The sequence below is a fragment of the Proteiniphilum sp. LBM24028 genome, assembly GCF_056629195.1.
Genome location: NZ_CM152817.1, coordinates 3291945 through 3317781 on the forward strand (window position 1 = coordinate 3291945; position 25837 = coordinate 3317781).

22 protein-coding genes and 1 pseudogene are annotated in these 25837 nt (G+C 45.9%); 19 read left to right on the top strand and 4 right to left on the bottom strand.

The genetic code is table 11. The annotated features are described in order from the left end of the window. Nucleotides 1–15: 15 nt before the first annotated feature. From AC1HCU_RS13215 to AC1HCU_RS13290, 16 genes and pseudogenes are all read left to right on the top strand, one after another. The gene (locus tag AC1HCU_RS13215; RefSeq protein ID WP_480366672.1) at nucleotides 16–1374 is read left to right on the top strand and encodes a Gfo/Idh/MocA family protein; all 1359 of its coding nucleotides are present in this window, start codon (nucleotides 16–18) and stop codon (nucleotides 1372–1374) included. 5 nt (nucleotides 1375–1379) lie between these two features. After that, a complete protein-coding gene (locus AC1HCU_RS13220; RefSeq protein ID WP_480366674.1) occupies nucleotides 1380–3251 on the top strand; it encodes an alkaline phosphatase in 1872 nt (623 codons plus the stop codon). A gap of 90 nt (nucleotides 3252–3341) precedes the next feature. Then, nucleotides 3342–4574, top strand: a complete 1233-nt coding sequence (locus AC1HCU_RS13225; protein WP_480366676.1) for a nucleoside recognition domain-containing protein — start codon at nucleotides 3342–3344, stop codon at nucleotides 4572–4574. Between the two features lie 37 nt (nucleotides 4575–4611). Continuing rightward, nucleotides 4612–5040: an rRNA maturation RNase YbeY gene (gene ybeY / locus AC1HCU_RS13230; RefSeq protein ID WP_480366678.1), complete on the top strand. Its 429-nt coding sequence runs from the start codon at nucleotides 4612–4614 to the stop codon at nucleotides 5038–5040. 62 nt (nucleotides 5041–5102) lie between these two features. Beyond that, the gene (locus AC1HCU_RS13235; RefSeq protein WP_480366680.1) at nucleotides 5103–6053 is read left to right on the top strand and encodes an endonuclease/exonuclease/phosphatase family protein; all 951 of its coding nucleotides are present in this window, start codon (nucleotides 5103–5105) and stop codon (nucleotides 6051–6053) included. A 90-nt stretch (nucleotides 6054–6143) separates the two neighbouring features. Beyond that, entirely contained in the window at nucleotides 6144–8018 is a 1875-nt protein-coding gene (gene mnmG / locus AC1HCU_RS13240) for a tRNA uridine-5-carboxymethylaminomethyl(34) synthesis enzyme MnmG (RefSeq protein ID WP_480366681.1), read from the top strand. Between the two features lie 47 nt (nucleotides 8019–8065). Further along, a complete protein-coding gene (locus tag AC1HCU_RS13245) occupies nucleotides 8066–8596 on the top strand; it encodes an adenine phosphoribosyltransferase (protein ID WP_480366683.1) in 531 nt (176 codons plus the stop codon). Between the two features lie 132 nt (nucleotides 8597–8728). Beyond that, nucleotides 8729–10567 (top strand): excinuclease ABC subunit UvrC, encoded by a 1839-nt coding sequence (gene uvrC / locus AC1HCU_RS13250; RefSeq protein WP_480366685.1) that lies wholly within the window; start codon nucleotides 8729–8731, stop codon nucleotides 10565–10567. Nucleotides 10568–10570: 3 nt separating this feature from the next. Beyond that, on the top strand, nucleotides 10571–11026 hold the full coding sequence (gene dtd / locus AC1HCU_RS13255; RefSeq protein ID WP_480366688.1) for a D-aminoacyl-tRNA deacylase: 456 nt from the start codon (nucleotides 10571–10573) through the stop codon (nucleotides 11024–11026). A gap of 39 nt (nucleotides 11027–11065) precedes the next feature. Continuing rightward, entirely contained in the window at nucleotides 11066–11395 is a 330-nt protein-coding gene (locus tag AC1HCU_RS13260; protein ID WP_480366690.1) for a nucleotide pyrophosphohydrolase, read from the top strand. Nucleotides 11396–11407: 12 nt separating this feature from the next. Then, on the top strand, nucleotides 11408–12277 hold the full coding sequence (gene deoC / locus AC1HCU_RS13265) for a deoxyribose-phosphate aldolase (RefSeq protein WP_480366691.1): 870 nt from the start codon (nucleotides 11408–11410) through the stop codon (nucleotides 12275–12277). 21 nt (nucleotides 12278–12298) lie between these two features. Next, complete coding sequence (locus tag AC1HCU_RS13270) at nucleotides 12299–12685, top strand: hypothetical protein (protein WP_480366693.1); 387 nt, start codon at nucleotides 12299–12301, stop codon at nucleotides 12683–12685. A 37-nt stretch (nucleotides 12686–12722) separates the two neighbouring features. Further along, a complete protein-coding gene (locus AC1HCU_RS13275; RefSeq protein ID WP_480371211.1) occupies nucleotides 12723–13046 on the top strand; it encodes a sugar-binding domain-containing protein in 324 nt (107 codons plus the stop codon). Then, nucleotides 13025–13773: pseudogene (locus AC1HCU_RS13280) on the top strand (beta-galactosidase small subunit-related protein); the annotation flags it as partial. The gene AC1HCU_RS13275 and the pseudogene AC1HCU_RS13280, both read left to right, overlap by 22 nt. A 179-nt stretch (nucleotides 13774–13952) precedes the next feature. Next, nucleotides 13953–15521 carry a calcineurin-like phosphoesterase C-terminal domain-containing protein gene (locus AC1HCU_RS13285; protein WP_480366695.1) on the top strand — a complete coding sequence of 523 codons (1569 nt, stop codon included), beginning with the start codon at nucleotides 13953–13955 and terminating at the stop codon, nucleotides 15519–15521. A 173-nt stretch (nucleotides 15522–15694) separates the two neighbouring features. Then, nucleotides 15695–16120, top strand: coding sequence for an Hsp20/alpha crystallin family protein (locus tag AC1HCU_RS13290; RefSeq protein ID WP_480366697.1), 426 nt, complete (start codon nucleotides 15695–15697; stop codon nucleotides 16118–16120). A gap of 41 nt (nucleotides 16121–16161) precedes the next feature. Here the strand turns inward: AC1HCU_RS13290 and AC1HCU_RS13295 are convergent, their stop codons facing one another. Then, nucleotides 16162–17136: a polyprenyl synthetase family protein gene (locus tag AC1HCU_RS13295; protein WP_480366698.1), complete on the bottom strand. Its 975-nt coding sequence runs from the start codon at nucleotides 17134–17136 to the stop codon at nucleotides 16162–16164. A 95-nt stretch (nucleotides 17137–17231) separates the two neighbouring features. On the opposite strand from AC1HCU_RS13295, the gene polA reads away from it, so the two are divergent. The 3 genes from polA to AC1HCU_RS13310 all read left to right on the top strand — a co-directional run bounded on the left by polA (nucleotide 17232) and on the right by AC1HCU_RS13310 (nucleotide 21390). Next, nucleotides 17232–20030, top strand: a complete 2799-nt coding sequence (polA, locus tag AC1HCU_RS13300) for a DNA polymerase I (protein ID WP_480366700.1) — start codon at nucleotides 17232–17234, stop codon at nucleotides 20028–20030. A 7-nt stretch (nucleotides 20031–20037) separates the two neighbouring features. Beyond that, a complete protein-coding gene (locus AC1HCU_RS13305; RefSeq protein ID WP_480366701.1) occupies nucleotides 20038–20490 on the top strand; it encodes a YqaA family protein in 453 nt (150 codons plus the stop codon). A gap of 123 nt (nucleotides 20491–20613) precedes the next feature. Beyond that, nucleotides 20614–21390, top strand: coding sequence for a radical SAM protein (locus tag AC1HCU_RS13310; RefSeq protein WP_480366703.1), 777 nt, complete (start codon nucleotides 20614–20616; stop codon nucleotides 21388–21390). Between the two features lie 63 nt (nucleotides 21391–21453). On the opposite strand, the gene AC1HCU_RS13315 is transcribed toward AC1HCU_RS13310, so the two are convergent. The 3 genes from AC1HCU_RS13315 to AC1HCU_RS13325 are packed head-to-tail and all read right to left on the bottom strand — an operon-like array spanning nucleotide 21454 to nucleotide 25826. Further along, nucleotides 21454–23076, bottom strand: a complete 1623-nt coding sequence (locus AC1HCU_RS13315; protein ID WP_480366704.1) for a ribulokinase — start codon at nucleotides 23074–23076, stop codon at nucleotides 21454–21456. A 6-nt stretch (nucleotides 23077–23082) separates the two neighbouring features. Further along, the gene (gene fucP / locus AC1HCU_RS13320) at nucleotides 23083–24528 is read right to left on the bottom strand and encodes an L-fucose:H+ symporter permease (RefSeq protein WP_480366705.1); all 1446 of its coding nucleotides are present in this window, start codon (nucleotides 24526–24528) and stop codon (nucleotides 23083–23085) included. Between the two features lie 41 nt (nucleotides 24529–24569). Beyond that, nucleotides 24570–25826 carry a DUF6786 family protein gene (locus tag AC1HCU_RS13325; protein WP_480366706.1) on the bottom strand — a complete coding sequence of 419 codons (1257 nt, stop codon included), beginning with the start codon at nucleotides 25824–25826 and terminating at the stop codon, nucleotides 24570–24572. Nucleotides 25827–25837 lie beyond the last annotated feature (11 nt).

Consider the following 25837-nt stretch of genomic DNA (forward strand, 5'->3'; position numbering starts at 1 on the left):
TAATTACTTTTTGTCATGGAAAATAGGAGAGAATTTATTAAAAAAGTATCAGCCGGCATAGCTGCTGTAGCCATTGGAGATACCAGCTTTGACCTGAGTGCCAGGAGTTATACGCGTATCCCCGGAGCAAATGACAGGATTCGTGTGGGAGTGATCGGTTTTTCCGACAGATTCCGAAGTTCACTTTTACCCGGTTTTCTGGACCATGCCCGGGAATTGAATTTTGAACTGGTCGCGCTGTCGGATATATGGAATCGCCGCCGCGAGGAGGGAAAGGCCTATATCAAGGAAAAAACCGGATGGGATGTTGCCTTATGTCGTAACAATGAAGAACTGTATGACCGTAACGACATTGATGCGGTTATTATCAGTACCGCCGATTTCCAGCATGCATTGCATCTCATGGAAGCAGCAAAGGCGGGCAAGGATGCCTATTGCGAAAAACCGTTCGCGGAAACCATGGATGACGCCAACGCCGCGTTAAGAGCCTGTAAGGAAAGCGGCATTGTGGTACAGATAGGATCACAACGCCGCAGTGGAGCGAACTACCACGCTGCACACGATTATATCCGCTCAAGGAAATTTGGAGATATCGTGATGGCTGAAATGTGTTGGAATGTGAACCAACCGGGGCGCTGGCGCAGGCCGGAGTTGTGTGCATCTATCAGGGAGAGTGATGTGGACTGGAACCGGTTTCTAATGAACCGCCCCAAAGTGGCATGGGATCCACGCAAATATCTTGAATACCGCCTGTTCTGGCCCTATTCGTCGGGCATACCGGGACAGTGGATGTGCCACCAGATCGATACTGTACACTGGTTCACGGGCTTCCCATACCCGCGCAGCGTAGTTTCCAACGGAGGAATTTATCAGTGGAAAGATGGGCGCACCAATGCAGATACATTGACTTCCGTATTCGATTACGGGCCGCTAAATGATCAGGAAAAAGGTTTTCAGGTAGTTTATTCGTCCCGCTTCAGTAATTCTGCGGGAGGGACAAAGGAACTTTACTATTCGAATGGCGGGATGTTAAACCTCGACACCAATGAAATTACTCCGGAAGGCGGATTGCGTGAACGCGAAGCTTCCTCCATGGGATTAAAGGAAAATCTGCTTGAGAAGTTCACCCTGCCCAGTATTACCGTGGAAGCAGGGGCCAACACGGGCGGTGATTCACTCACATCAGCCCATATGCGGAATTGGATGGAGTGTGTGAGGGCAAGAAATATGGCAACCAATTGTCCGGTAGAAGCAGGACACAGCCACACTGTTGCCTGTGCTATGGCAAATGCGGCTTACAGGACAGGTATGCGTGCAACCTACGATGCGAAAAAACAGCAGATCATGGCAGGCGGAAAAGTATTTAAATATTAAGGCTTATGAAATCTTTTTATTATCGCATAATGCTGGCATGCCTGATGCTGGCGATGGTATCCTCTTCTTACCCTTATCAACCGGAGTATGCCGTTTGTACAAGTGTATCCAACTATCCGTTGGTGAAATCGACAGGATATAAATACGTCGAATTGAATGTGTCATATCTGATGCCCGATAAAAGTGACGCTGATTTTCAGGCACATCTGGATGAAATAAAGAATTCAGATGCGAAAATTATTTCCTGTACCAGCTTTATTCCCGGCAGTCTGACGCTCACCGGTCATGAAAACAAACAGGAAGAAGCGCTGGTGTGGGCAGACGCTGCGCTGCGCAGGGCCGGTTTGGCAAATATCCCATACATTGTTTTCGGAAGCGGCAAAGCCCGTAATGTGCCTGAAAACTTCAGCAAAGAACAGGCTAAAGAACAATTTGTTTCTTTTTGCAGACGAATAGCACCACTGGCCGAAAAGTATGACGTAACAATCTTGATTGAACCGCTGAACAGGGCAGAAACCAATATGATTAATTCCCTGGAAGAGGGTGCCGCGATAGTGGAAGCAGTCGGTCATCGCAATGTACAACTGCTGTGCGATATATACCACATGATGCGGGAAGACGAAGCTGCTTCGGAAATAGTAAAGCATGCCAGGTACATCCGTCACTGTCATATTGCCGAAAGGGAGGAACGAACCTCCCCGGGTACAAAAGGTGATGACTTCAGACCCTACTTCAGGGCGCTGAAAGAGATTGGCTATAAGGGATGTGTCTCTATTGAATGCAGGTGGCAGGATTTCAACAATGAAATTGAACCGGCACTCTCATATATGCAGGCGCAATGGTCGGCCTCAGCAGGTAGCACCGGACAGGAATCAACTCCGCAGGTAAAGAATGTGATTTTAATGATCGGAGACGGAATGGGAATCAGTCAGGTGTACGCCGGAATGACGGTAAACAAGGGAGCACTCCATCTGGAGCAGTGTCAGTTTGTGGGTTTCTCAAAGACCTACTCTGCAAACAGCTATATTACCGATTCTGCTGCGGGTGGCACAGCCATTGCATGCGGGACCAAAACCAATAATGGTGCCATTGGCGTAGATGCAGACGGTAATCCAGTTAAATCGATTCTTGAATATGCATCAGAAAACGGGTTATCTACCGGTATAGTGGCAAGCTGTGACATTACACATGCTACGCCTGCCTCATTCGTCGCACACCAGCCTAGCCGTAAAATGGAAGAGGAGATTGCTGAAGATTTTGTCAACTCTGATGTGACACTTTTTATCGGTGGCGGGAAAAAACAATTCGATTCACGTGCTGATAATGTAAATTTGTTGAATAAACTGGCTGCAAAAGGTTTTCAGGTTGCTTTTGATCTGGAGGATATCAAAAAAATTACAACCGGCAAACTTGCGGGTTTGGTGGCAAACAAGCATCCGGCTCCCTATCCCGAGAGGGGGGAGTTTCTTCCCGAAAGTACTCAGGCTGCCATTAATCTGCTGAAAGGAAATGACAAAGGTTTTTTTCTCATGGTCGAAGGTTCTCAAATAGATTGGGCTTGCCATGCAAACAACGAAAAGGCTGCCGTGAACGAAATGCTCGACTTTGATCGTGCCATAAAAGTGGCCTTTGATTATGCAGACAGAAACCCGAATACACTGGTGATCGTCACGGCAGACCACGAAACAGGAGGTATGGCACTTACTGGAGGAGATCTTTCAGCCGGAAAGTTGAAAGCAGTATATGCCACAACCGGACATACCTCCGTCATGGTTCCGCTGTTTGCCTATGGTGCAGGAGCCATTGAGTTTGCAGGTATTTATGAAAATACAGCCATCTTTAATAAAATTCTCAATTTATTTGGTTTCGAAAAATAAAAGTATTGCTCCTTTTCTCATTTAATCGTACCTTTGATCGGTCTGTTTTCTGATGGAAAATTCATTTTTCATCCATGATTTCTGCATTTTATGGTATTGAATTATATCTGGGTTTCTTTTTTTCTGATTGCTTTCATCGTGGCGTTGATAAAACTGCTTTTTTTTGGTGATTTGCAGGTCTTTACCGACATCATGAATTCTACCTACGATACTGCCAGAACGGGATTTGAAATCTCGCTCGGGCTCACAGGCGTCCTTTCGTTGTGGCTCGGCGTGATGAAGATCGGTGAACGAGGCGGCATGATAGAGATGTTCTCCAGGGCAGTCGCACCTCTCTTTTCGAAGCTCTTTCCGGAAATACCCAAAAACCATCCTGCCGCCGGATCAATGCTGATGAATATTTCAGCAAATATGCTGGGACTCGACAATGCAGCAACTCCCTTTGGGCTGAAGGCGATGTTGGAGTTGCAGGAGATCAATATAAAGAAAGAAGAAGCGTCGAACCCGATGATCATGTTTCTGGTGCTAAACGCATCCGGACTGACTCTTATCCCGGTCACCGTCATGGTCTATCGTGCACAGCTAGGTGCCGCTAATCCTGCCGATGTCTTTATTCCCATCATGATTGCCACATTCATGGCCACACTCGTGGGAATGATCGCGGTTTGTCTGAAGCAGGGTATTAATATCTTTCAACGCTCGATCATTGGTTTTATTCTGGCCATGGGAGGTATTATTGCCGGAACCATACTGGCTTTTCAGTCTATGCCACAGGAGAAGATCAATATTGTGTCGAGCCTTGCAGCAAACATTATTCTGTTTACTATCATCGTGCTTTTTATTGCCAAGGCGTTGAAACAAAAAATCAATATCTTCGATGCCTTTATAGACGGTGCCAAGGATGGTTTTAAGACAGCTGTCACCATCATCCCCTACCTCATTGCCATTCTGGTAGGGATTGGTGTTTTCAGGGCCTCAGGAGCAATGGATTTCCTGATGGAGGGGGCACGTAACCTGGTTGCGTTTGTCGGTGCAGATACACGCTGGGTAGATGGGTTGCCCACCGCCCTGATGAAACCATTAAGCGGTAGCGGTGCACGGGGTATGATGATCGACACGATGAAAACTTTCGGAGCCGACTCGTTCTCCGGCCGGTTATCCAGTGTCCTGCAGGGTGCCACGGACACCACGTTCTATATCGTAGCTGTTTATTACGGTGCAGTGAACATCAAAAATTCGCGTTATACGGTTTCCTATGCACTTTTGGCGGATTTGGCAGGTGTGATTGCGGCAATTTTTGTGGCCTATCTATTTTTCGGATAAAAAAAAGCGATTCTCCAGGTGAATAAATGTTAAATATATGGCAGTCAGTTTTCATTCGGAAAATGTAAATTTTCCACCTATCAAAAAAAGGACTACGGCGAAATGGATTAGAATAGTTGCGGAAAATCATGGCAGGCATCTGGGAGAAATCTCCTATCTTTTCTGTGACGATGCAAAAATTCTGGAGATCAACCGGCAATACCTGCAACATGATTTTTATACAGACATCATCACTTTCGACTATTCGGAAAATAATATAATTTCGGGTGACATATCCATCAGCCTTGATACGGTACGCTCCAATTCACAAAAGTATCAAACGGAATATATAGAAGAACTGAACCGCGTCATTATCCATGGCATACTTCATCTTTGTGGCTTGAATGACTATTCCAAAGCCGAGCAGGAAAGAATGCGGAGGGCGGAAAATTCAGCATTGCTCCTCCTGCGAGACACCTTCCGGTAATTCAGACCAAATCAACTGAAATCGAGTGCATTATTTACATTTGTAAATTATCTGTGTCCATTATGCAACATTCTTTCTCCTTCATGTTTTACAATACCGAGAATTTTTATGATACCATGGATGATCCGACGACCATGGATGACGATTACACACCCGGAGGTTTCAGGAAATGGACCATGGAGCGGTTCAACGACAAGGTGGGCAAATTAACAAAAGTAATCGGAGAGATTGTGCACCCCAACTATCCGGATGTGATCGGCTTGGCTGAGATTGAAAACAAATGGGTGATGGAAAGTATTCTGGATGAAATGAACCGCAAAGGTATCAGCGGGTATAGTTTTGTTCATTATGACAGCCCCGACGAAAGAGGTTCGGATGTGGCACTGATATACAACACCGCAACATGGATTGTCCTTGACTCAAGTCCCATCCTTGTTCATCTGCCTGGAATTGAGGACAGAACACGGGATATTCTCTATGTGAAAGGAAAAACAGTGAACGGAGAAATTCTTCATCTCTACGTGGTACATTTCCCCTCGCGCAATGCCGGGACGGAAGTGTCGGAACGGAGGCGTTATTTTGTGGCGAGTGAATTGAGGAATGCAGTCCGAAAAATTCAGGATGAAAATCTGGATGAAAAAATACTTATCATGGGTGATTTCAACGACACTCCCGACGACAATAGCATCGACCAAATTCTTGCTGCTAAAAAAGAATTCACCAATATAGTGAATATGAAACTGTATAATCTATTCTATCCACGCTATAAAAAAGGGTTGGGAACCACCTACCACAAAGGTTGGCTGCTCTTTGATCAATTCATCGTCTCGGGGAGCCTGTTATTGTCGGAGAAGATAGAATGCAAACCAGAATATGCCGATATATTCAATCCCCGCTACCTGCTACACAGCGACAGAAAGAACCGCCTACGCCCCAACCGTACCTACAGTGGAAATTATAACGGGGGCTACAGTGACCACCTCCCGATATATCTCCGTATCTACCTGAAATAAAGAAGGTTTTTCTTCTGTTATCTGGAATTAACATCCTGATTAATCGTAACTTTTTCTTTTTTAGTATCTTTGCATCCTTAAATTATAAAAATGACTTTCAATTACGACATTATCGTAGTGGGTGCGGGACATGCAGGATGTGAAGCTGCGGCGGCTGCCGCCAATATGGGTTCCCGCACGTTGCTCATTACAATGGATATGAACAAAATTGCCCAGATGAGTTGCAATCCTGCCGTCGGCGGCATTGCAAAAGGGCAAATTGTACGTGAAATTGATGCGCTGGGAGGGCAGACCGGGATTGTGAGCGACAAAACAGCCATTCAATTTCGAATGCTGAATCGTTCCAAAGGACCCGCCATGTGGAGCCCCCGTGTGCAGAGCGACCGGATGAAATTCATTGAGACCTGGCGGGAGATCATAGAGAACACTCCCAATCTGGATATGTGGCAGGACATGGTCAGTGAACTGACCATCTGCCAGGAAACCGTCACTGGTGTTAAGACCCGTATGGGCGTTGAATTTTCTGCAAAAGCGGTAATCCTGACAAACGGGACCTTTCTGAATGGACTGATCCATATAGGAAAAGTACAGATTGGAGGAGGCCGCCTCGGTGAACCGGCTTCATTTGGTATGACCGAACAACTGCGTGATCTGGGATTCAAAACCGACCGGATGAAAACGGGAACGCCTGTCAGGATTGACGCGAGAAGCGTGGACTTTTCCCTTCTTGAGGAACAAAAAGGAGAAGAAGATTTCCATAAATTTTCATATCTGCCGGAAGTGGAACGTACCTTACAGCAACGCAGCTGTTGGATAGCCTACACGTCGGAGGAGGTTCACAAGGCCCTGCGTGAAGGATTACACGATTCCCCTCTCTATAACGGACAGATTAAAAGTATAGGTCCCCGTTACTGTCCCAGCATTGAAACGAAGATTGTTACATTTGCAGACAAGACCAGTCACCAGCTTTTTCTTGAGCCGGAAGGAGAGACAACCCACGAATACTATCTCAACGGATTCTCCTCTTCACTCCCGCTGGAGACGCAGTTAAAAGCGCTGCAGCGGGTCCCCGCATTCCGGAATGTACATATATTCCGTCCCGGTTATGCCATAGAATATGATTTCTTCGATCCCACCCAACTCCACCCCACCCTCGAAACAAAACAGGTAAGAAACCTCTTTTTCGCAGGACAAATCAATGGAACCACGGGTTACGAAGAAGCAGCAGGACAAGGTATCATGGCAGGTATCAACGCTCACATCAACTGTCATGGGGGAAGTCCCTTCGTATTGCACAGGGATGAAGCCTACATTGGCGTGCTGATCGATGATCTGGTCACAAAAGGAGTAGACGAGCCCTACCGTATGTTTACTTCCCGTGCAGAATACCGCATACTTCTCCGTCAGGACAATGCCGACGAAAGGCTCACCCGTAAGGCAGCCGGACTGGGACTGGCAAAGGAATACAGACTTCAGCTACTCGGCCGTAAAGAAGAAAAAGTCGCAGAAATAATCCACTTTTCCCGGAACTTTTCGGTCAAAGCTGAACAAATAAATCCATTTCTGGAGAGTATCGGCTCAGCACCATTGAAACATGGCGTGAAACTGTTGGACCTGCTCACCCGGCCACATATCGATCTTAGGTTGATGGCAGGTGTGATTGCCCCGCTCAACAAGTTGCTGCAACAGATATCTGAACGGAAAGAGGAGATTATAGAATCAGCCGATATCGAAATAAAATACAGCGGATACATCAAACGAGAGCGGATCATGGCCGATAAGATAACCCGCCTCGAAGATATTCGCATCAAAGATAAATTTAATTACAATGAGATACAGTCGCTGTCAACCGAGGCACGACAGAAACTCACGAATATCAACCCTGAAACAATTGCCCAGGCAAGCAGAATTCCGGGCGTATCACCCAACGACATATCGGTTTTGCTGGTTCTCCTGGGACGATAAGGCAGCAATGTTTCACGTGGAACAATTCAGAAAACATAAATAGAAAAATGAGCATCGAAACACTTACTTCCGCAGTCAGGAATATCCCTGACTTTCCAATTCCGGGCATTCAGTTCAAAGACATTACGACCCTCTTTCAATCGCCGGAACATCTGAAGGAACTCTCGGAAATCCTGGTTGAAAAATATCGTAACAAAGGAATAACGAAGGTCGTGGGAATAGAATCACGCGGATTTTTCATGGGTCCTGCACTTGCTATTCAGTTGGGCGCGGGATTTGTTCCGGTTCGCAAGCCGGGTAAATTGCCTTACCAGGTCATTGAAGAAGCCTATGTCAAAGAATATGGCGATGATGCCATTCAAATCCATGCCGATGCACTAAGTGAAGAAGACGTGGTTTTAATACACGACGATTTGCTTGCCACCGGTGGGACTATGCTGGCAGCCTACAACCTGATCAGGAAACAGGGTGTCAGAAAAATTTATATAAACTTCCTGATCGAACTTGAAGACTTGCATGCACGGAAACTGTTCCCAGAAGAAGTTGAAATAGATACCATCCTGAAATTTTCAGTATAGAACTACCGCTAATCACCGGTATTCCTCTTTTAAAACACATGCGAGAAAGGACTCATTTTTGCCTTAAAAGCATCATAGGCAAAAATGGGTTTTATTTTGTATTTTTGCACGTGTAAAATTTCCTGAAATAAAATGACTGACGAAATAAAAAATACGCTTGCCGTGATACCCCATCAACCGGGTTGTTACCAGTTTGTGGACGAAAAAGGCACGGTCATTTATGTAGGTAAGGCAAAGGATCTGAAGAAGAGAGTCTCTTCCTATTTCAATAAGGTGCAGGAGCATCCCAAAACAAGAATCCTGGTCAGGAAGATATGCAAGATAAAATACATTGTTGTCAACACCGAGGAAGATACGTTTCTGCTGGAGAATAATCTGATCAAGCAGCTGAAGCCGCGTTACAATGTGATGCTGAAAGATGACAAATCCTATCCATCCATTGTAGTAAAAAATGAATTTTTTCCGCGTGTATATAAAACACGAAATATAGTGAGAGACGGTTCAAGGTATTACGGCCCCTACACATCGGTGACCTCGGTGAATGCCCTTCTGGAACTTATTCGAAAGATATATAAAGTGAGAACATGCCGCCTTAACCTCTCACCCGAAAATATCGCAGCGGGAAAATTCAAGGTCTGCCTCGAGTATCACATCAAGCGTTGCGATGGTCCGTGTGAAGGCCTTCAATCGCTGGAAACTTACCAGAAGAATATCGGCGAGATCGCGGAAATTCTAAAAGGGAACATCAACCTCATAGAGAAACAAGTGGAAGAAAAGATGCAGCTGTTGTCTCAGCAGTTGCGATACGAAGAAGCGAACGAACTGAAGGAAAAAATGTTGCTTATTCAAAACTTCAGGGAAAAATCTCAGGTAATCAGTAATATAAATTACAATCTGGACGTCTTCTCTATTGAAGAGGATGAAAATTCAGCATTTATCAATTATCTTCATGTAGTAAACGGTGCAATCAACCAGGCGTACACTTTTGAATATAGAAAGAAGCTCGATGAAACACCGGAAGAGTTGCTCGGAATGGGAATACTGGAAATGCGTCAACGGTTCGGCAGCGATTCGAAAGAAATTATTGTACCATTTATACCGGAATTGAAATTACAGGGTATTGAATTTGTTGTACCGCAACGTGGTGAAAAAAGAAGCCTCCTGTCGCTGTCGGAAAAAAATGTGAAACAGTATAAGATCGACAAGCTGAAAAAAGCGGAGATGTTGAACCCCGAGCAACGCACCACGAGAATCTTAAAAACGGTACAGAAGGATCTCCGCTTAAAAGAGTTACCCAGGCATATTGAATGTTTTGATAATTCCAATATTCAAGGGACAAATCCGGTGGCGGCATGTGTGGTCTTCAAAAAGGCGAAGCCTTCGAAAAAAGACTACCGCCACTTCAATATAAAGAGTGTCACAGGACCCGATGATTATGCATCAATGCGCGAAATTGTGGAAAGACGCTACTCTCGGCTGCTTAACGAGGGCTCTCCCCTGCCCCAACTGATTGTGATTGACGGAGGTAAGGGTCAATTGCACGCTGCTGTGGAATCGCTTCAGAAAATTGGCCTCTACGGAAAAATTGCCGTAATAGGGATTGCGAAGCGTTTGGAAGAAATTTATTACCCGGGAGATTCAGTGCCGCTCTATATCGACAAGAATTCTGAAACGTTAAAATTAATACAGCATCTCCGCGACGAGGCGCATCGCTTTGGAATCACATTTCACCGCCAGAAGAGAAGTAAGACGCAATTAATTTCGGAACTCGACGGAGTGAAAGGTATAGGTCCTGAAACGAAAAAGAAACTGCTCACCCATTTCAAAAGCATCAAACGTCTAAAAGAGGCAAATGAGGAAGAAATTGCAATAATTGCCGGAAAAAGTAAAGCCGCCATTCTCGTGAATTGGATCATGGAAGGAAAAGAGTCTACCGGAGAATTGGGAAAAAATGCACCTGATAAATTTTGAATTATGAGATTGTTGATACAGCGGGTTGCCAGCGCGGGCGTAAATATTGACGGTGTCGAAAAAAGCAGTATCAGAAATGGCCTGCTGCTATTCATTGGAATTGAGGCTTCCGATACAGAGGAAGACATCGATATTTTATGCAGGAAAACTGTAAATTTACGTATTTTTGACGACGAAAAGGGTACAATGAACAAATCTGTCCTGGATATTGATGGAGAAATTCTGATCGTTTCCCAATTCACACTGCATGCAAACACAAAAAAAGGAAACCGTCCATCCTATATCAGAGCAGCCCGACCGGAAGTATCGGTGCCACTGTATGAACAATTTTGCAAAAAATTATCCTTGTTACTTGAAAAACCGGTTCAGACAGGTGAATTTGGTGCAGACATGCAGGTGCATCTGATAAACAACGGACCTGTTACTATTTGGATCGATTCCAAAAACAGGGATTATTAACAGGCATATTTTTAATATCATATCGATAATCTTAGCACAATGACAATAAAGGAAGCACAGAAACTGGTCGATCAATGGATTCATGAATACGGGGTACGCTATTTTAACGAACTGACCAACATGACGATCCTGATGGAAGAGGTGGGTGAACTGGCCCGTATCATGGCACGAACATACGGAGAACAGTCATTTAAAGAGTCCGATTTATCCAAAAATCTTCCGGATGAGATGGCTGATGTGCTCTGGGTACTCCTTTGCCTGGCAAATCAGACAGGGGTAGATCTGGAAGAATCGCTACAAAAAAATATTGAAAAGAAAACAGCAAGAGATGCCACGAGGCACCTGAATAATAATCGTATAAATCACTAACACCTTTAATAAATGGAATCAGACAAATATTTAAAAGCCATCAGGAACCATCCGCTTACATTGACAGACAGAGAAATAGGCGAGCAGGCAGAACGGCTTGTTGCAGAAAAATTTGAAGAGAACAACAACAGAGAGGTCTATAAGAAGATCTATGGCTGTATTGACCTCACCACGCTCAATACAACAGACACCCGTGAAAGTGTCTGGAAGTTCGTTGAACAGGTGAACGGCTTCGAAGGTTCCACTCCGGAAGTGGGAAATGTGGCAGCCATCTGTGTATATCCAAATTTTGCACACACTGTAAAGGAAGCGTTGACCGCCGACGTAAAAATAGCCTGTGTATCGGCCGGTTTTCCATCGTCGCAGACCTTTACAGAGGTGAAGGTAGCTGAAACGGCGCTGGCAGTGGCCGACGGTGCAGATGAAATTGATGTGGTACTCAATGTGGGGCTGCTCCTCGGAGAAGAATATGAGGAAATGTGCGAGGAGCTCTCTGAAATTAAAGAGGCATGTCGCCATGCAACGCTGAAAGTTATCCTCGAAACTGGAGCATTGAAGACAGGATCGCTTATACACAACGCTGCCATCCTTGCACTTTATTCCGGTGCCGATTTTTTGAAAACATCAACAGGAAAAGGTTTTCCGGGAGCAACACTGGAAGCGGCCTGGGTGATATGCCATGCAATAAAATCCTATCATGAAAAAACAGGCCGTAAAATAGGATTGAAAGTATCTGGCGGAGTTTCCACCACCTCCGATGCTGTCAAATATTACACCCTTGTCAAAGAAATGCTGGGAGAAGAATGGTGTACACCTACCCTTTTCAGGATCGGAGCAAGCCGACTGGCTGATACCCTGTTATCTGAAATAAATCGGATATAAATCGCAACAAATCTAGTTTTAATGAAAATATTTTTATTGGTAGCTGCGATAAGTGTGCTGTCATTCAATACTCTGCACGCACAGGAAACCAGAGTGACATCCGGTTTGCGAAAACTTCCATACTGGCAGGATCTGAACGTTGTACAGGTAAACAAAGAATATCCGCGCACGCAGTTCATGACATATGACAGCAGGCAGGACGCGTTGCAGTCCCGGTTTGAACAGAGTAAGTACTATTTATCCCTCAACGGAATATGGAAGTTTTATTTTGTGAACGGATACAAAAACCTTCCTGAGAATATTACCGATTCAATCGTCTCCCTCACGGGATGGAAAGATATAAGGGTTCCTGGTAACCGGGAGATACAGGGTTTTGGTATACCTATTCTACGTGACTCATCCGTATGAATTTGTAGAAAGAGATCCCGTTACCCGTTTTCCAAAGATGGCCCCACCCTATCTGCCGGAACAGAATCCGGTTGGTGTGTATCGAAGGGAGATCGAAATTCCCGAAGACTGGGACGACAGGGAGATTTTTCTCTGTATCGATGCTGCCAAATCAGGTGTATACGTATACATCAACGGAAAAGAGGCCGGTTACAGTGAAGATTCCAAAACGGCCGCAGAGTTCCGGATCAATAAATATGTGAAAGCGGGAAAAAACTCACTCGTCTTGAAAATATTCCGCTGGAGCACAGGATTTTATCTTGAAGCGCAAGATTTCTGGCGCATGAGTGGTATTGAAAGAGATGTTTTCCTCGGGGGATAGTAAAGGTGTCTGTTGATTTCTTGTCCACGGAGTTACAGGAAAAACAGATTCCAGTTTCAGAGGCCACACAGACAGCCACTTTCTCTCCGGAAGTCTCCACAACACACAATACATCCCCGGTACTGAATATTCCGCGTATCGGCATTCGTTTTCGTTTGCCTGCTACTATGAATAAAGTGACTTATTTTGGCAGAGGCCCGGGCGAGAACTATATTGACAGGGCTTCAGGGTTGAAAGTAGGTCTGTACAGGACAACAGCCGAAAAGAATTATTTCCCCCTATGTACGTCCGCAGGAAAACGGGCATAGGACTGATACTCGCTGGGTGGCCCTCACAAACGGCCAAAAAGGACTCATACTGGTTGCGGACAGTACTATTGGCTTCAACGCACTCCGCAACAGTGTGGAAGACTTTGATTCGGAAGAGACCACATACCGGCCCTATCAGTGGAATAATTTCAGTAGCGAAGAAATTGCAGCACGCTCGGAAGTGGAGGCAAAAAATAACCGTCCGCGTCACACACATATCAACGACATCACGCCGCGCAATTTCGTGGAGGTCTGCATTGATATGAAACAGCAGGGAGTAGCCGGATACAACAGCTGGGGGGGCGCGTCCACTACCAGAATACAGCATCCCTGCCTACAGGGATTACCACTGGGGATTTACTCTGGTACCAGTCGACAAGACAGCAGAAATAGAAGAAAAGGCTAACTGGAAATATTAATATCAGCTGGATTCAAGATACAATATGTGAAAGGGCGGACAGCAATGTCCGTTCTTTCTGTTTGGAAAACTTCATTGTTTTGTAACGAAAAAGTAAAATAAAAGACATATTTTTGCGCTCAGTCTATTTCAAACAATGAAGAATCAGAAGTATAAATCAACAAAATAAAAACAAATAATATGAAGAAAAACCTGCTCTCCCTGACTTTACTATTTATTGCAGCTGCAGCCTATTCGCAGCAATTGGCGGGAGGTTATGTGTATGAGGACGCAAATAAAAATGGGAAGAAAGACCGTCGTGAAGCCGGCATTGCAAATGTGGCCCTGTCAAATGGAACCGAGGTGGTACTCACCGATAGGAACGGCTTCTATACGCTTCCTATAGAAGCAGGCAACACCATTTTCGTGATCAAACCCAAAGGATACGGCATGACTGTGGATGAAGATTTTATCCCGCAGTTCTACTATCACTACAAACCGGATGGTTCACCAGACAAATTCAAGTACAAGGGTACAACTCCTACAGGCAAGTTGCCTAAGTCGGTTGACTTTGCCCTTTTCAGACAAGAGGAGCCGGACAATTTCTCAGCGATCATCTTTGGCGATCCGCAGCCCTACTCCATCCAGGATATGGATTATTTCACAAAAAAGATTGTGGAGGATGTAAAGAAAAAAGAGAATACGCTCTTTGGAATCAGTCTGGGCGACATTGTAGGCGACAATCTCGACTTGCAACCCGTTTACAAAGAAAGGATGCGTCACCTGAAACTACCCTGGTACAACGTGATGGGGAACCACGACATGAATTTGGATGCACCCACCGACATCCTCTCGGATGAGACATTTGAAAAAAACTTCGGCAGTGCCAACTATTCGTTCAATTACGGAAATGCCCATTTCATTATCCTCGACGATATCCTGTATCCTGACCCGAGGGACGGAAAAGGTTACTGGGCAGGTTATCGGGAAGATCAGCTTCGTTTTCTGGAAAACAACCTGAAACATGTTCCTGCCGATAAACTTGTCGTACTGTCGCAACACATTCAGATGAAAGACGATACGGGAAACTCTTTCCGACTGGAAGACCGGCAACGGGTTTTCGATCTACTTAAACCTTATGAAAATGTACTGATCATGTCGGCACACACCCATTTGCAGGATCAGATTGAATATACAGAAATCAATGGCTGGAAAGGAAACAAACCACTGCATGAATATAACGTGGGGACTACTTCGGGCGACTGGTATTCTGGCAAGCATGATTCAAACGGCATGCCTGACGCAACTATGCGCGATGGAACGCCACAAGGATATGTTTTTCTTAATATTCAGGGGAATCAATATACCGTAGATTACAAGGTGGCCGGAAGAGAGGAGGAGTATCAGATGAATATCTTTGCGCCCAGGGTTGTTCCTTATAAAGGCAGAACCACCTCGCAAATAGTGGTCAATTTCTTTATGGGAAGCAAAAACGATTTGGTAGAATACAGGATTGATCAGGGAGCATGGCGTAAAATGAACTATATTCAGGCTATTGACCCAAGTTACAATGCAAAACTTTACGAATGGGATGTTACCGACAAACTGTTGCCGGGACGTCGCCCTTCCAACGCGGTAAACAGTACACACCTGTGGAGTGCACCGCTAATGCTAGATCTTGCTCCCGGTGAACATACCATCGAAGTAAAGGCAACAGACCGATTTGGAAAATCACATTTTGGGACAAAGCTCTACCGCATCCTGGAATAATCATTCAACAAGTCATGCCATTATGTCCGATTTGTGTGTTTTCTCGTCTATATATAACTAAAAAAGATGCCATTTTGTCTCTTTTTGATGCTCATTTCGCCCGGTAGTGGTTCGGCACATAATTTGTCCGGTTAAGAGTATAAACTAAAATAATAAAAAGAAAGGATAAAATTATGGCAATAATCAGACGTACAAACAACTGGCTGCCGAGTGTCTTCAACGACTTCTTCGGCAACGAATGGATGGAACAGAGCAACAAATCGGTGCCTGCAATCAACATTCAGCAGAACGACAACGGTTTTACAGTAGAAGTAGCAGCTCCCGGTATGACCCGTGAAGATTGTACCGTGAGACTGGATGAGTCGAACAATCTAGTAATTGAATTCGAGAAAAAAAGTCAAACCGAAGACAAGGACAGGAAAGGTTCCTATCTGAGACGTGAATTCTCCTACGCACAGTTTCAAAGAAGAATGATCCTCCCCGATAACGTGGTAAAGGATAAAATTTCTGCAAAGGTAGAAAACGGTGTGCTGACGGTGGACATACCTACCGTTGAGGAAGAGATAAAATCCAATTCAAGGCAGATAGAAATTCAATAAGAAAAAGTCAGATATCACTCCCCCGCGGAGTGATATCTGTTTTAGTAAACACGTTCTTTCAGATAGGTCAGGAAAAGCTGCATCAGCGACTTGATGCCGCCGTCGAATGCAAAATCGGCTATGATTGCTTCCGCTTCAGAAAGAAACTGATTCATCTTGTTGTAGGCATACTCCACACCTTGATATTCTTTTGCGAAGGTTATCAGCTTCCTGATATTCTCCTCACTATACTCACGTGATTCGATAATCTGTTTCATCTCCTCACCCACTCCATCAGGACTGTTTTGCAATGCATAAATTAGCGGCAACGTAATCTTTCCTTCCCGGATATCATTGCCGGTTGGCTTCCCGATGTCGGCCTGAAAATAATCGAAAATATCGTCCCTGATCTGGAAACAGATACCTAGAAGCTTTCCCAGTTTGCTGAATTTATCAATCGTTTCCTTTTCTGCGCCACCCGTAATGGCTCCGATGACGATGCTGGCACGCATTAACGAAGCTGTTTTCTTGTCTATCACTTCAAAATAGGCATCTTCGTCGACAATGACTTCACTGGCTAAAGAATATTGATTCAGTTCACCCTCCGAAAGGTTTTGGCCTAACTCCGCCATGATACTTACTATAGCAAGATCATTTGTTTTTACACTCTCCATCAATGCGGTAGATAAAAGATAATCTCCTATCAGTACAGCTTTGACATTGTCATATACTGCATTTATGGATCGTTTTCCCCGTCGCATGTCCGATTTGTCGATCACATCATCGTGTATAAGCGTGGCAGTATGTAACAACTCCACCGTCACGGCGCCATGATAAGTTTCAGGAATAATATGCCCGCAGGCTTTTGCGGTCAATAACACAAGTGTAGGTCTCAATCGTTTACCTTCCGTGTTAAATATATAGGTAATCATTTCCGACACGCGCGGGTTGTTACTTTTAACCGCCTCACGGAGATAATCATCGAAAAGCAGGAGCTCCTCCCGTAAAAAATCCTTTATTATCTGACTTTGATCCATTACACCTGCATATTAATTACAAAAGTAAAAATAATTCTCCTGTTCGCAACAAATATTCGTAACTTTACATTTTAAAATTAGATTGCAGGCCTGTCATGAATAAAAATAAGCTCTTTCTTCTCGATGCATACGCCCTCATTTACAGATCGTATTATGCGTTTATTAAAAATCCGCGAGTAGACTCGAAAGGCAGGAATACATCCGCTATTTTCGGGTTTGTCAATACACTGGAAGAGGTTCTGCGAAAGGAAGATCCAACCCATATAGCCGTTGCCTTCGATCCGCCGGGACCCACCTTTCGGCACACTGCATATGAAGAATACAAGGCACAACGCGAAGCCACCCCCGAAGTGATTAAATTATCCGTTCCCATCATAAAAAATATCATCAGGGCTTACAATATTCCGGTGCTCGAAGTGCCCGGTTACGAAGCCGACGACGTGATCGGTACCATCGCCAAAAGAGCGGACAAAGAGCGATTTGATATATATATGATGACGCCGGACAAGGATTACGGCCAGTTGGCGGAGTCTCATATTTTCATCTATAAACCCAAGTATGGCAGCAACGATTTTGATGTGATGGATGACAAGAAGGTGATGGAAAAGTATCAGATTGACCATCCCTCTCAGATGATCGATTTACTGGGGCTGATGGGTGATGTCTCCGACAACATTCCCGGCTGCCCGGGGGTAGGTGAAAAAACAGCAGTAAAGCTGCTGCAGGAATTCGGATCCATAGAAAACATACTGGAAAACAGTCATCGCCTGAAAGGGGCATTGAAAACAAAAATAGAAGAAAACGCCGACAAGATCCGCTTTTCCAAATTTCTGGCTACCATCAAAACAGATGTCCCCATCGAGATTGTGGAAGATGATTTTATACGCAGAGAGATGGACGAAAGCACCATCCGGGAGCTCTTCGAGGAGCTGGAATTTCGCACATTGCTTACCCGTGTGTTAAAGCTGGAGCCGGTGAAAACATCACCAAAAAGATCCGTGCAGGGTAATCTTTTTGATCTTTTTGATCAGGTTGAACCCTCCGAACCGGAAAAAAATAGCTCTTCCGCATTACCGGGCAATTTTACCGATATTCACTCCACACCGCATCAATACACCATGGTGAGGACCGAAGATGAAATGATGGCACTGAGCAGGATGTTGTGTGCACAACAATCGGTCTGTTTCGACACGGAAACCACGGGAGTAGACCCGTTGCTGAGCGAACTGGTAGGACTGTCTTTTGCATACAAAGAGGGGGAAGCTTTTTATGTGCCGGTCTCGGCCAATCGGGAAGAGGCACAACGGCAGGTAGAAATTTTTCGCCCTTTCTTCGAGGATGGAAACATAGAAAAGGTGGGTCAAAACCTCAAGTACGATATCCTGGAACTCAGAAATTATGATATCAGGGTTCAGGGACGGCTCTTCGACACCATGATCGCCCATTACCTGTTGAACCCTGAAATCAGGCACGGGATGGATTATATGGCGGAGATCTATCTGAACTATAAAACAATCCACATAGAGGAGCTGATTGGCTCAAAGGGTAAAAATCAGGGAAACATGCGCGATGTAGATCCTGCCCTTGTGACTGATTATGCTGCAGAGGATGCGGACATCACGCTCAAACTGAAAAATATCCTGGCGAAGGAGATTCATGCAAACCAGCTCGAAAATCTGTTTTATCGGGTGGAAGCACCCTTGATATACGTACTCGCAGAAATGGAATGGACGGGAGTACGCCTTGATCTGAGTGCGCTGGAAGATCTTTCGGTACAATATACCCAGGAACTGATTCAGATTGAGAAAGAGATCACCGCAATGGCCGGCATCGAATTCAATATCAACTCGCCCAAACAGATCGGTGAAGTGCTGTTCGACAGGATGGGGGTTGCCGATAAACCGAAGAAGACCAAAACGGGACAGTATAAAACCAGTGAGGAGGAGCTCGAAAAATTACGGCCTAAGCATGCTATTATTGGTAAAATACTGGAACAAAGAGGGTTAAAAAAACTATTAAGTACCTATATCGATGCCTTTCCACTGCTTATTAATCCGGGAACCGGCAAAATACACACCTCCTTCAACCAGACGGTGGCTGCCACAGGGCGACTGAGCAGTACCAACCCGAATCTGCAAAATATACCCATCCGGGACGAACGCGGCAAGGAGATGCGTAAGGTGTTTATTCCCGACGAGGGATGCCTGTTTGTTTCATCAGACTATTCACAGATTGAACTGCGCATCATGGCTCACCTGAGCGGCGACCGGAACTTGGTGGAAGCTTTCAATAAGGGGCAGGATATTCATGCTGCCACGGCGGCTAAAATCTTCAAGATTCCCCTCGAAGAAGTAACGGGAGATATGCGCAGAAAAGCCAAGACAGCCAACTTCGGCATCATTTACGGTATCACTCCGTTCGGCTTATCGGAAAGGCTGGCCATCTCGCGTACCGAAGCCAAAGATCTGATCGACGAATATTTCGCCACATTCCCCGATGTGAAGAACTATATGGATGAAAGTATTGCCAGGGCACGCTCACAGGGCTACGTAGAAACCATATTCGGAAGAAAACGCTATCTGCCCGATATCAACTCCCGCAATGCCACCGTGCGTGGCTACGCGGAACGGAATGCCATCAACGCACCCATTCAGGGAAGTGCGGCAGATATCATAAAGGTGGCCATGGTACGTATTTTTGAGCGACTTGAGAAAGAAAAAATGCGTTCTAAAATGATTCTTCAGGTACACGATGAGCTCAATTTTAACGCTGTTCCCGACGAACTTCCGGTACTACGGCAACTGGTGACGGAAGAAATGGAACATGCCTGCGAACTGCAGGTTCCGTTGAAAACGGATATGGGGGTGGGTGAGAATTGGTTGATAGCTCATTGAACAAGATATGCTCGACGGCTTGGCGGAATATGGATACTGGGGGTTGTTGCTGGCTTCTTTTCTGGCGGCAACCATACTGCCTTTTAGTTCGGAAGTGGTTTTTGCAGCTCTGATAGCGGCAGGAATGGATATATGGACCAGTATTTTATATGCTACTGCCGGAAATGCAGCGGGGGGGGCTACCTGCTATTACCTGGGAAGGCTCGGTAAGATGGAATGGCTGGAAAAATGGTTCAAGATAAAACCTGACAAGATTGATAAAACCATCCGGTGGATGCACGGCAAAGGGGCAGTAATGGGTTTTTTCGGATTTCTGCCCGCTGTGGGTGACGTAATGCTTGTTGCTTTGGGTTTTATGCGGGCAAACGTGCCTGTAGTGATGATCTCGATGACTCTGGGCAAGTTTTTACGTTATCTGCTTATCGGATTCGGGACGGAAAGGATCATTTCCTGGTTTTGATTTGGGCGATCAGTGTTCGGGTTTGGTAGTGGAAGATTGTTCAGGACAGCGGTATGGAAAATATCTAGCGGCAGTCATTCGTCAGCCACGGTTCTTTTTTCTTTGTTCTTAATTAAAATTTTTATGACAATTCTTTTTCATGAAATAGTATATGGCCCGCTTCATAGCAGGAGAATGGGCAGTTCTCTCGGCATAAACCTGTTACCCTACGATGGCAAACTCTGCTCGTTCGATTGTATCTACTGTGAGTGCGGTTTCAACAAAGATTTCCGCACCAAAACGAAGTTGCCGGACAGACGGCTTGTAAAAGCTGCCCTGGAAGATAAGCTGAAGTCGCTCCGTAAAGAGGAGGTAGAACTTGATGTAATCACCTTTGCCGGAAACGGCGAACCGACCATGCATCCCGAATTTGGCGGAATTATTGCTGACACCGTCGAAATGCGGGAAAAATATTATCCCAAAACAGGGATAAGCGTGCTCTCCAACGGTATGCATATATCAAAAAAAACGGTATTTGACGCATTAAAAAAGGTGGACAATCCTATTTTGAAACTGGATTCCGCCTTCGATGAAACCGTACGGCTGATCGATCGCCCCAATACACCCGGTTACAGTGTTGCAAAGCAGGTAGCATATTACAAACGGTTTCAGGGCAACTTTGTCCTGCAAACCATGTTTTTGAAAGGGACATTTGAAGGAAGCATCATTGACAACACCACAGACAAGGAGGTTTCAGCCTGGATAGAGCTCGTCAGGGATCTCCGGCCACGAGAGGTGATGATCTACACCATAGACAGGGAAACGCCCGCCAGAGAGCTTGAAAAAGCGCCAATCGGCATATTGCAGGAAATAGCTGAAAGGGTAGGACAACTGGGCATCCCCACCACTGTTGCAGGATGACCTGCGAGAAAGGTGCAAGTCAGGGGGATGCCCAGTCCGGATTGTAGAGACTGAAGGAATGCCTTACTGCAAAAAATCAGCCAGTGACCGGTAACGCAGATAACGTATATCGTAAAGCTGTTTAAGACCGGGATGTGGCACATAAACCGTCAGATTGCCCTGTCCCATACGGTCGGTGGCCGACTGCAGCGAATCGAACAGTCCCGCTGCCACCGCTGCAAGCATGGCTGCTCCCAGTGCCCCCGCCTGCTGTGCACGGGCTACGCGGATCGGCACACCCATCACATCGGCCAGAGTTTGCATCACGTAGGGCGATTTCAGGGAGATGCCACCTACGCCGATTACTTCATCCACACGTACTCCTTGCTGTGCGAGGTGCTCCATGATGGCACGCGATCCAAAGGCGGTTGCCTCTACAAGACTCTTGAAAAGCTGTGCCGGAGTGGTTCCCAGGGTGATGCCGGTAATACCACCCGTCACTGTCTGGTCGGCAAAGGGAGAGCGGCGACCGTTTAGCCAGTCTACAGCAACCGGGTCCTCTTCGCGTAACGGCAATCGCGATGCCTCGTCGTTCAGTCGCGAAAGGATCTTCGCATTCATTTCCTCCCTCATCTCGCCGGGCAAAAGCAATCCACTCCAGCCAAGGATATCACGGAACCAGGCGTAAATATCACCGAAGGCTGACTGACCGGCTTCAAGCCCGATGAGTCCGGGTATCACCGAACCATCCACCTGTCCGCTGATTCCCGGAACGGTTCTGTCTTCAATGTCGGTTTTCGGGATAACCACAATATCGCAGGTGGAAGTACCTATAATCTTCACCATCGTATGGGGACGAATACCCGCACCCACAGCGCCCGCATGTGCATCAATGATGCCTACGGCCACATCAATCCCTGCAGGCAATCCAAGACGTCCCGCCCACTCTTCAGACAGTTTTCCGGCACTTGTGTCACTGGTATGCGTATGAGCGCTTAAACGGGCAGCAAACCCGTTTAGCAGCGGATCCAGTTCCGACAGGAATTCCTGTGACGGATACCCTCCCCACTCTGCTGCCCACATTCCCTTATGCCCTGCTGCACAACGGCTTCGCCTGACATTTTCCGGCTTGAGATTGCCGGTTAATAAAGCAGGCATCCAGTCACAATGTTCAATAACGGCATAAGCTTTTTCCCGGATATGCCTGTTGCTTCTCAGCAAATGAAGAGCTTTGGCCCAAAACCATTCGGAGGAATAAATTCCGCCTGAACGGGATGTATAGTCAATTTCCCACGAATGGGCCAGTGCATTTATTTCCCGGGCCTCTACGACCGAAGTATGATCTTTCCAAAGGACAAACATGGCATCGGGATCATCCTCATAATCCGGTAATAGCGCCAGGGGAGTTCCTTCCTCATCTGTAAGACAAGGGGTACTGCCCGTGGTATCGATGCCCAGAGCTACAACAGATGCAATCTCCGCAGGTTTCATCTGGTTTAAAGCACCGTGTATTGCCTCTTCCAGAGAATCTATATAATCCTGCGGATGCTGGCGGTAGCGGTTTGAGGAAGGATCACAGTATAGCCCCTTTTTCCAGCGTGGGTAAGAAGCAATACAGGAGGCCACTTCCTTTCCTGTGGCAATGTTAACGACCAGTGCACGGCAGGAATCCGTACCGTAGTCTATTCCAACAACATACTGACTCATGATTGATTAATTTCCATTGCCGAGCTTTTTACTGCGGGCAACTGTAAAACTATAAAAAGTAATTATTAAAAATGCGGCGGCGGGTACCCAATACGCAAATTTAATGCTCCCTGCCTGATCGGAAAGAATTCCCTGCATCTGGGTCAGTAGGGCGGCACCTGCAATTGCCATTACCATGCCCGACCCGGCAATCTTGGTATCTTCACCCAGCCCCCTCATGCCCAGTCCGTAGATGGTAGGAAACATGGCTGACATGCATCCTGAAATGCCCATCAGCGCATATATACCTACAAAACCTTCTCCATAAATAGTCAGCAATGAGCAAATTACAGCCAGAACACCCAAACCCGACAAAATATTAACAGGTCGGGTATATTTCATTACCCAGGTGCAAAGGAAACGTCCAAGTACAAACAGTACCAGTGAAAGAATATAATAGGTAGCCCCGGCCTGTTCCGCTGTACGGGGCAGGAGTGCATCAAGTCCCAAAAATTCACTCAAGGCGTAAAAACCTCCTGCCAGCGGCTCCACTCCACGCAAGGCCCCGATGATTGCTTCCTGTGAAGGATTCACACCCAGGCCTGCAATAACGGCGTCAAAACCAAGCTGCTGCATGGCGTACCGGATGATGAATGACCATACGGCTATCTGTGCACCCACATAAAAAAATTGTGCAGCAACGCCCCATACATAGTTTTTATTCCTCTTCAAACGGCTCCAGGTAGCTCTCAGATCGAGGCTTTTATCTTCATCCTGTGCCTTGGGCATGACAGTAAACCAGATCAGAAGGAAAAGTACAAGCATTACGAGTCCCAGAATCATGTAAGCGGTGGTTACCGCATTCAGTTCACCGTTCTGAATGTTTATCAGCTCCATTCCGCTTAGTGCATTTCTCTCGGCAGCAGTCATGGTATTTAACTGGGAGAGGACGAAGATCTGGCTCACCAGCACTCCTGTCAGTGCACCAAAAGGATTAAAGGACTGGGAAAAGTTGAGACGCCTTGTTGCTGTGACCGGATCGCCTAACGAGTATACATAAGCATTTGCCGACGTTTCCAAAACCGACAGACCGGAAAAAAGCACGAAAATAGCGAACAGATATGTCGCAAAGCTGAGCGGTGAACTAATACTGTTGGCCAGCATGGCAGGATAAAAAAGCAAAGTACCGGTAATACATAATCCGAGACCGAGCAGCACGCCTGACTTGTAGGTATGTTTTTTGATGAAGATGGCACCGGGAAGTGCAAAACAGCCATAACCCAATAAGTAGCAGACCACCTGTATCCAGGCAGTCTGCGTATCAGAGAGGCTCATGATGCGCTTGAAAGCCGCCAGCATGGTATCGGTCATGTTGTTGGGCACAGCCCAGATAAAAAACAAGGATGTAAGCAGGAAAAAAGGAAAGATAATCCCTGCAGGAAGCAGGCGATGTTTTTCTGAAATTGTATTCATTTTCTTAAGTTGTCAATATTCTGTATTCAGTTGTCGGTTTCTCAGTTAAAAATACGTTTTACCTTATCCAGACTCACGCCAAGTATTTTTTCCGAAATGGGGGAAAGTGAGTCCTCATTACCCACGAAATGGTACACATTGTGTTGGTGTGTGAGGGCTTCACCCGGTTTTAAAAATGCGGCAGGGGAGCTGCTCTCCAGTTCGAGAAAAGGCCCCATTATGCTTCCGTCGTCCAGTGGTCCGTCGTTATATGCATTCAAAGCATCTCCTGCCAGGGGGTTTCTTTCTGGATTCCACTCCTGATTCAGGTAGACGGCTTCCGGAACGGCATCAAACGTAACAATGGTGAGCCGACCTGAAACGGGATCATAATTGCCGGCAACTGTAGTTGTCCGTTTTGCATTCATCCCCAGTTTGCCCCTGGCCCTGCCATCCGTTTTAAAATAGAGGATACCGTTTTCATCAATCAACCGGTCTGCAGGAATCTGGCCAAAATAATCGGAAGTAGCCACCTTCCCAAGCTCGGTCTCTTCTCCTGTATGATAGGGTATTATCGTCACTGCTGAATCAGAGGGAATAAACATGTCGAGCATCCAGATACAGACTGTCCCTGTCTCCGGTGTCCATTCAAAATTATTCTGGTTTGTTATTCTGTTTTCAGTTGAATAGGCTACGGCTCCTACATTTTCCGGAATACTGATTCCAAGTGTGGTTGCAATCTCGCTTCCAGTAATCAGCGACACGGTACGCTCCGCAGCGATATGCAGGTGATTCCCCTTGTAGTTCTGTAGTGACATTTCTTTGGTAAAAGTGGCACTCCCTGTCGTTGCATCACGCACCTCCCACTTCTCAATATCTATTGCCTTGGGGGTATGCCAGTTTGCATATACCTGTCCTTTGCCGGGTTCAAAAAAGATGGAATATTCTCCCCCTTCAGGACCCAGCCACAAGCGGTTTTCTCCACCGAAGCCATTCATATGTTCATCCACAACGCCGGCATCGAAAAATTTGTAATTGACAAACCCGTGACTCCGTCCTTCGGGACCATTGGCCGTGGAGGTAAACACTTTTGCCTGATACCTGGCTGAAAGGATTACCTGCGCCTTTTCGTCTTCCGACTTCAAAACAATCAGGCTGTCTTTCTCCGAGAGATAGTTCAGATCGTATCCGAACGTTCCTTTTTCATAGTTTATTTTCATAGATTCCGCTGTTTTCCTGTTGCCGCAGCAGGAAAGTGTGAACACTCCCCCGATTAATGCTGCAGCCACGACTCCTTTAAATTTATTTCGTTTCTTCATGTTGTTTGATA

What these genes read in the sequence shown, in the direction of transcription:
- AC1HCU_RS13215 (WP_480366672.1), top strand. Translation starts at nt 16, where the DNA reads ATGGAAAATAGGAGAGAATTTATTAAAAAAGTATCAGCCGGCATAGCT.
- AC1HCU_RS13220 (WP_480366674.1), top strand. Translation starts at nt 1,380, where the DNA reads ATGAAATCTTTTTATTATCGCATAATGCTGGCATGCCTGATGCTGGCG.
- AC1HCU_RS13225 (WP_480366676.1), top strand. Translation starts at nt 3,342, where the DNA reads ATGGTATTGAATTATATCTGGGTTTCTTTTTTTCTGATTGCTTTCATC.
- ybeY (WP_480366678.1), top strand. Translation starts at nt 4,612, where the DNA reads ATGGCAGTCAGTTTTCATTCGGAAAATGTAAATTTTCCACCTATCAAA.
- AC1HCU_RS13235 (WP_480366680.1), top strand. Translation starts at nt 5,103, where the DNA reads ATGCAACATTCTTTCTCCTTCATGTTTTACAATACCGAGAATTTTTAT.
- mnmG (WP_480366681.1), top strand. Translation starts at nt 6,144, where the DNA reads ATGACTTTCAATTACGACATTATCGTAGTGGGTGCGGGACATGCAGGA.
- AC1HCU_RS13245 (WP_480366683.1), top strand. Translation starts at nt 8,066, where the DNA reads ATGAGCATCGAAACACTTACTTCCGCAGTCAGGAATATCCCTGACTTT.
- uvrC (WP_480366685.1), top strand. Translation starts at nt 8,729, where the DNA reads ATGACTGACGAAATAAAAAATACGCTTGCCGTGATACCCCATCAACCG.
- dtd (WP_480366688.1), top strand. Translation starts at nt 10,571, where the DNA reads ATGAGATTGTTGATACAGCGGGTTGCCAGCGCGGGCGTAAATATTGAC.
- AC1HCU_RS13260 (WP_480366690.1), top strand. Translation starts at nt 11,066, where the DNA reads ATGACAATAAAGGAAGCACAGAAACTGGTCGATCAATGGATTCATGAA.
- deoC (WP_480366691.1), top strand. Translation starts at nt 11,408, where the DNA reads ATGGAATCAGACAAATATTTAAAAGCCATCAGGAACCATCCGCTTACA.
- AC1HCU_RS13270 (WP_480366693.1), top strand. Translation starts at nt 12,299, where the DNA reads ATGAAAATATTTTTATTGGTAGCTGCGATAAGTGTGCTGTCATTCAAT.
- AC1HCU_RS13275 (WP_480371211.1), top strand. Translation starts at nt 12,723, where the DNA reads ATGGCCCCACCCTATCTGCCGGAACAGAATCCGGTTGGTGTGTATCGA.
- AC1HCU_RS13285 (WP_480366695.1), top strand. Translation starts at nt 13,953, where the DNA reads ATGAAGAAAAACCTGCTCTCCCTGACTTTACTATTTATTGCAGCTGCA.
- AC1HCU_RS13290 (WP_480366697.1), top strand. Translation starts at nt 15,695, where the DNA reads ATGGCAATAATCAGACGTACAAACAACTGGCTGCCGAGTGTCTTCAAC.
- AC1HCU_RS13295 (WP_480366698.1), bottom strand. Translation starts at nt 17,136, where the DNA reads ATGGATCAAAGTCAGATAATAAAGGATTTTTTACGGGAGGAGCTCCTG.
- polA (WP_480366700.1), top strand. Translation starts at nt 17,232, where the DNA reads ATGAATAAAAATAAGCTCTTTCTTCTCGATGCATACGCCCTCATTTAC.
- AC1HCU_RS13305 (WP_480366701.1), top strand. Translation starts at nt 20,038, where the DNA reads ATGCTCGACGGCTTGGCGGAATATGGATACTGGGGGTTGTTGCTGGCT.
- AC1HCU_RS13310 (WP_480366703.1), top strand. Translation starts at nt 20,614, where the DNA reads ATGACAATTCTTTTTCATGAAATAGTATATGGCCCGCTTCATAGCAGG.
- AC1HCU_RS13315 (WP_480366704.1), bottom strand. Translation starts at nt 23,076, where the DNA reads ATGAGTCAGTATGTTGTTGGAATAGACTACGGTACGGATTCCTGCCGT.
- fucP (WP_480366705.1), bottom strand. Translation starts at nt 24,528, where the DNA reads ATGAATACAATTTCAGAAAAACATCGCCTGCTTCCTGCAGGGATTATC.
- AC1HCU_RS13325 (WP_480366706.1), bottom strand. Translation starts at nt 25,826, where the DNA reads ATGAAGAAACGAAATAAATTTAAAGGAGTCGTGGCTGCAGCATTAATC.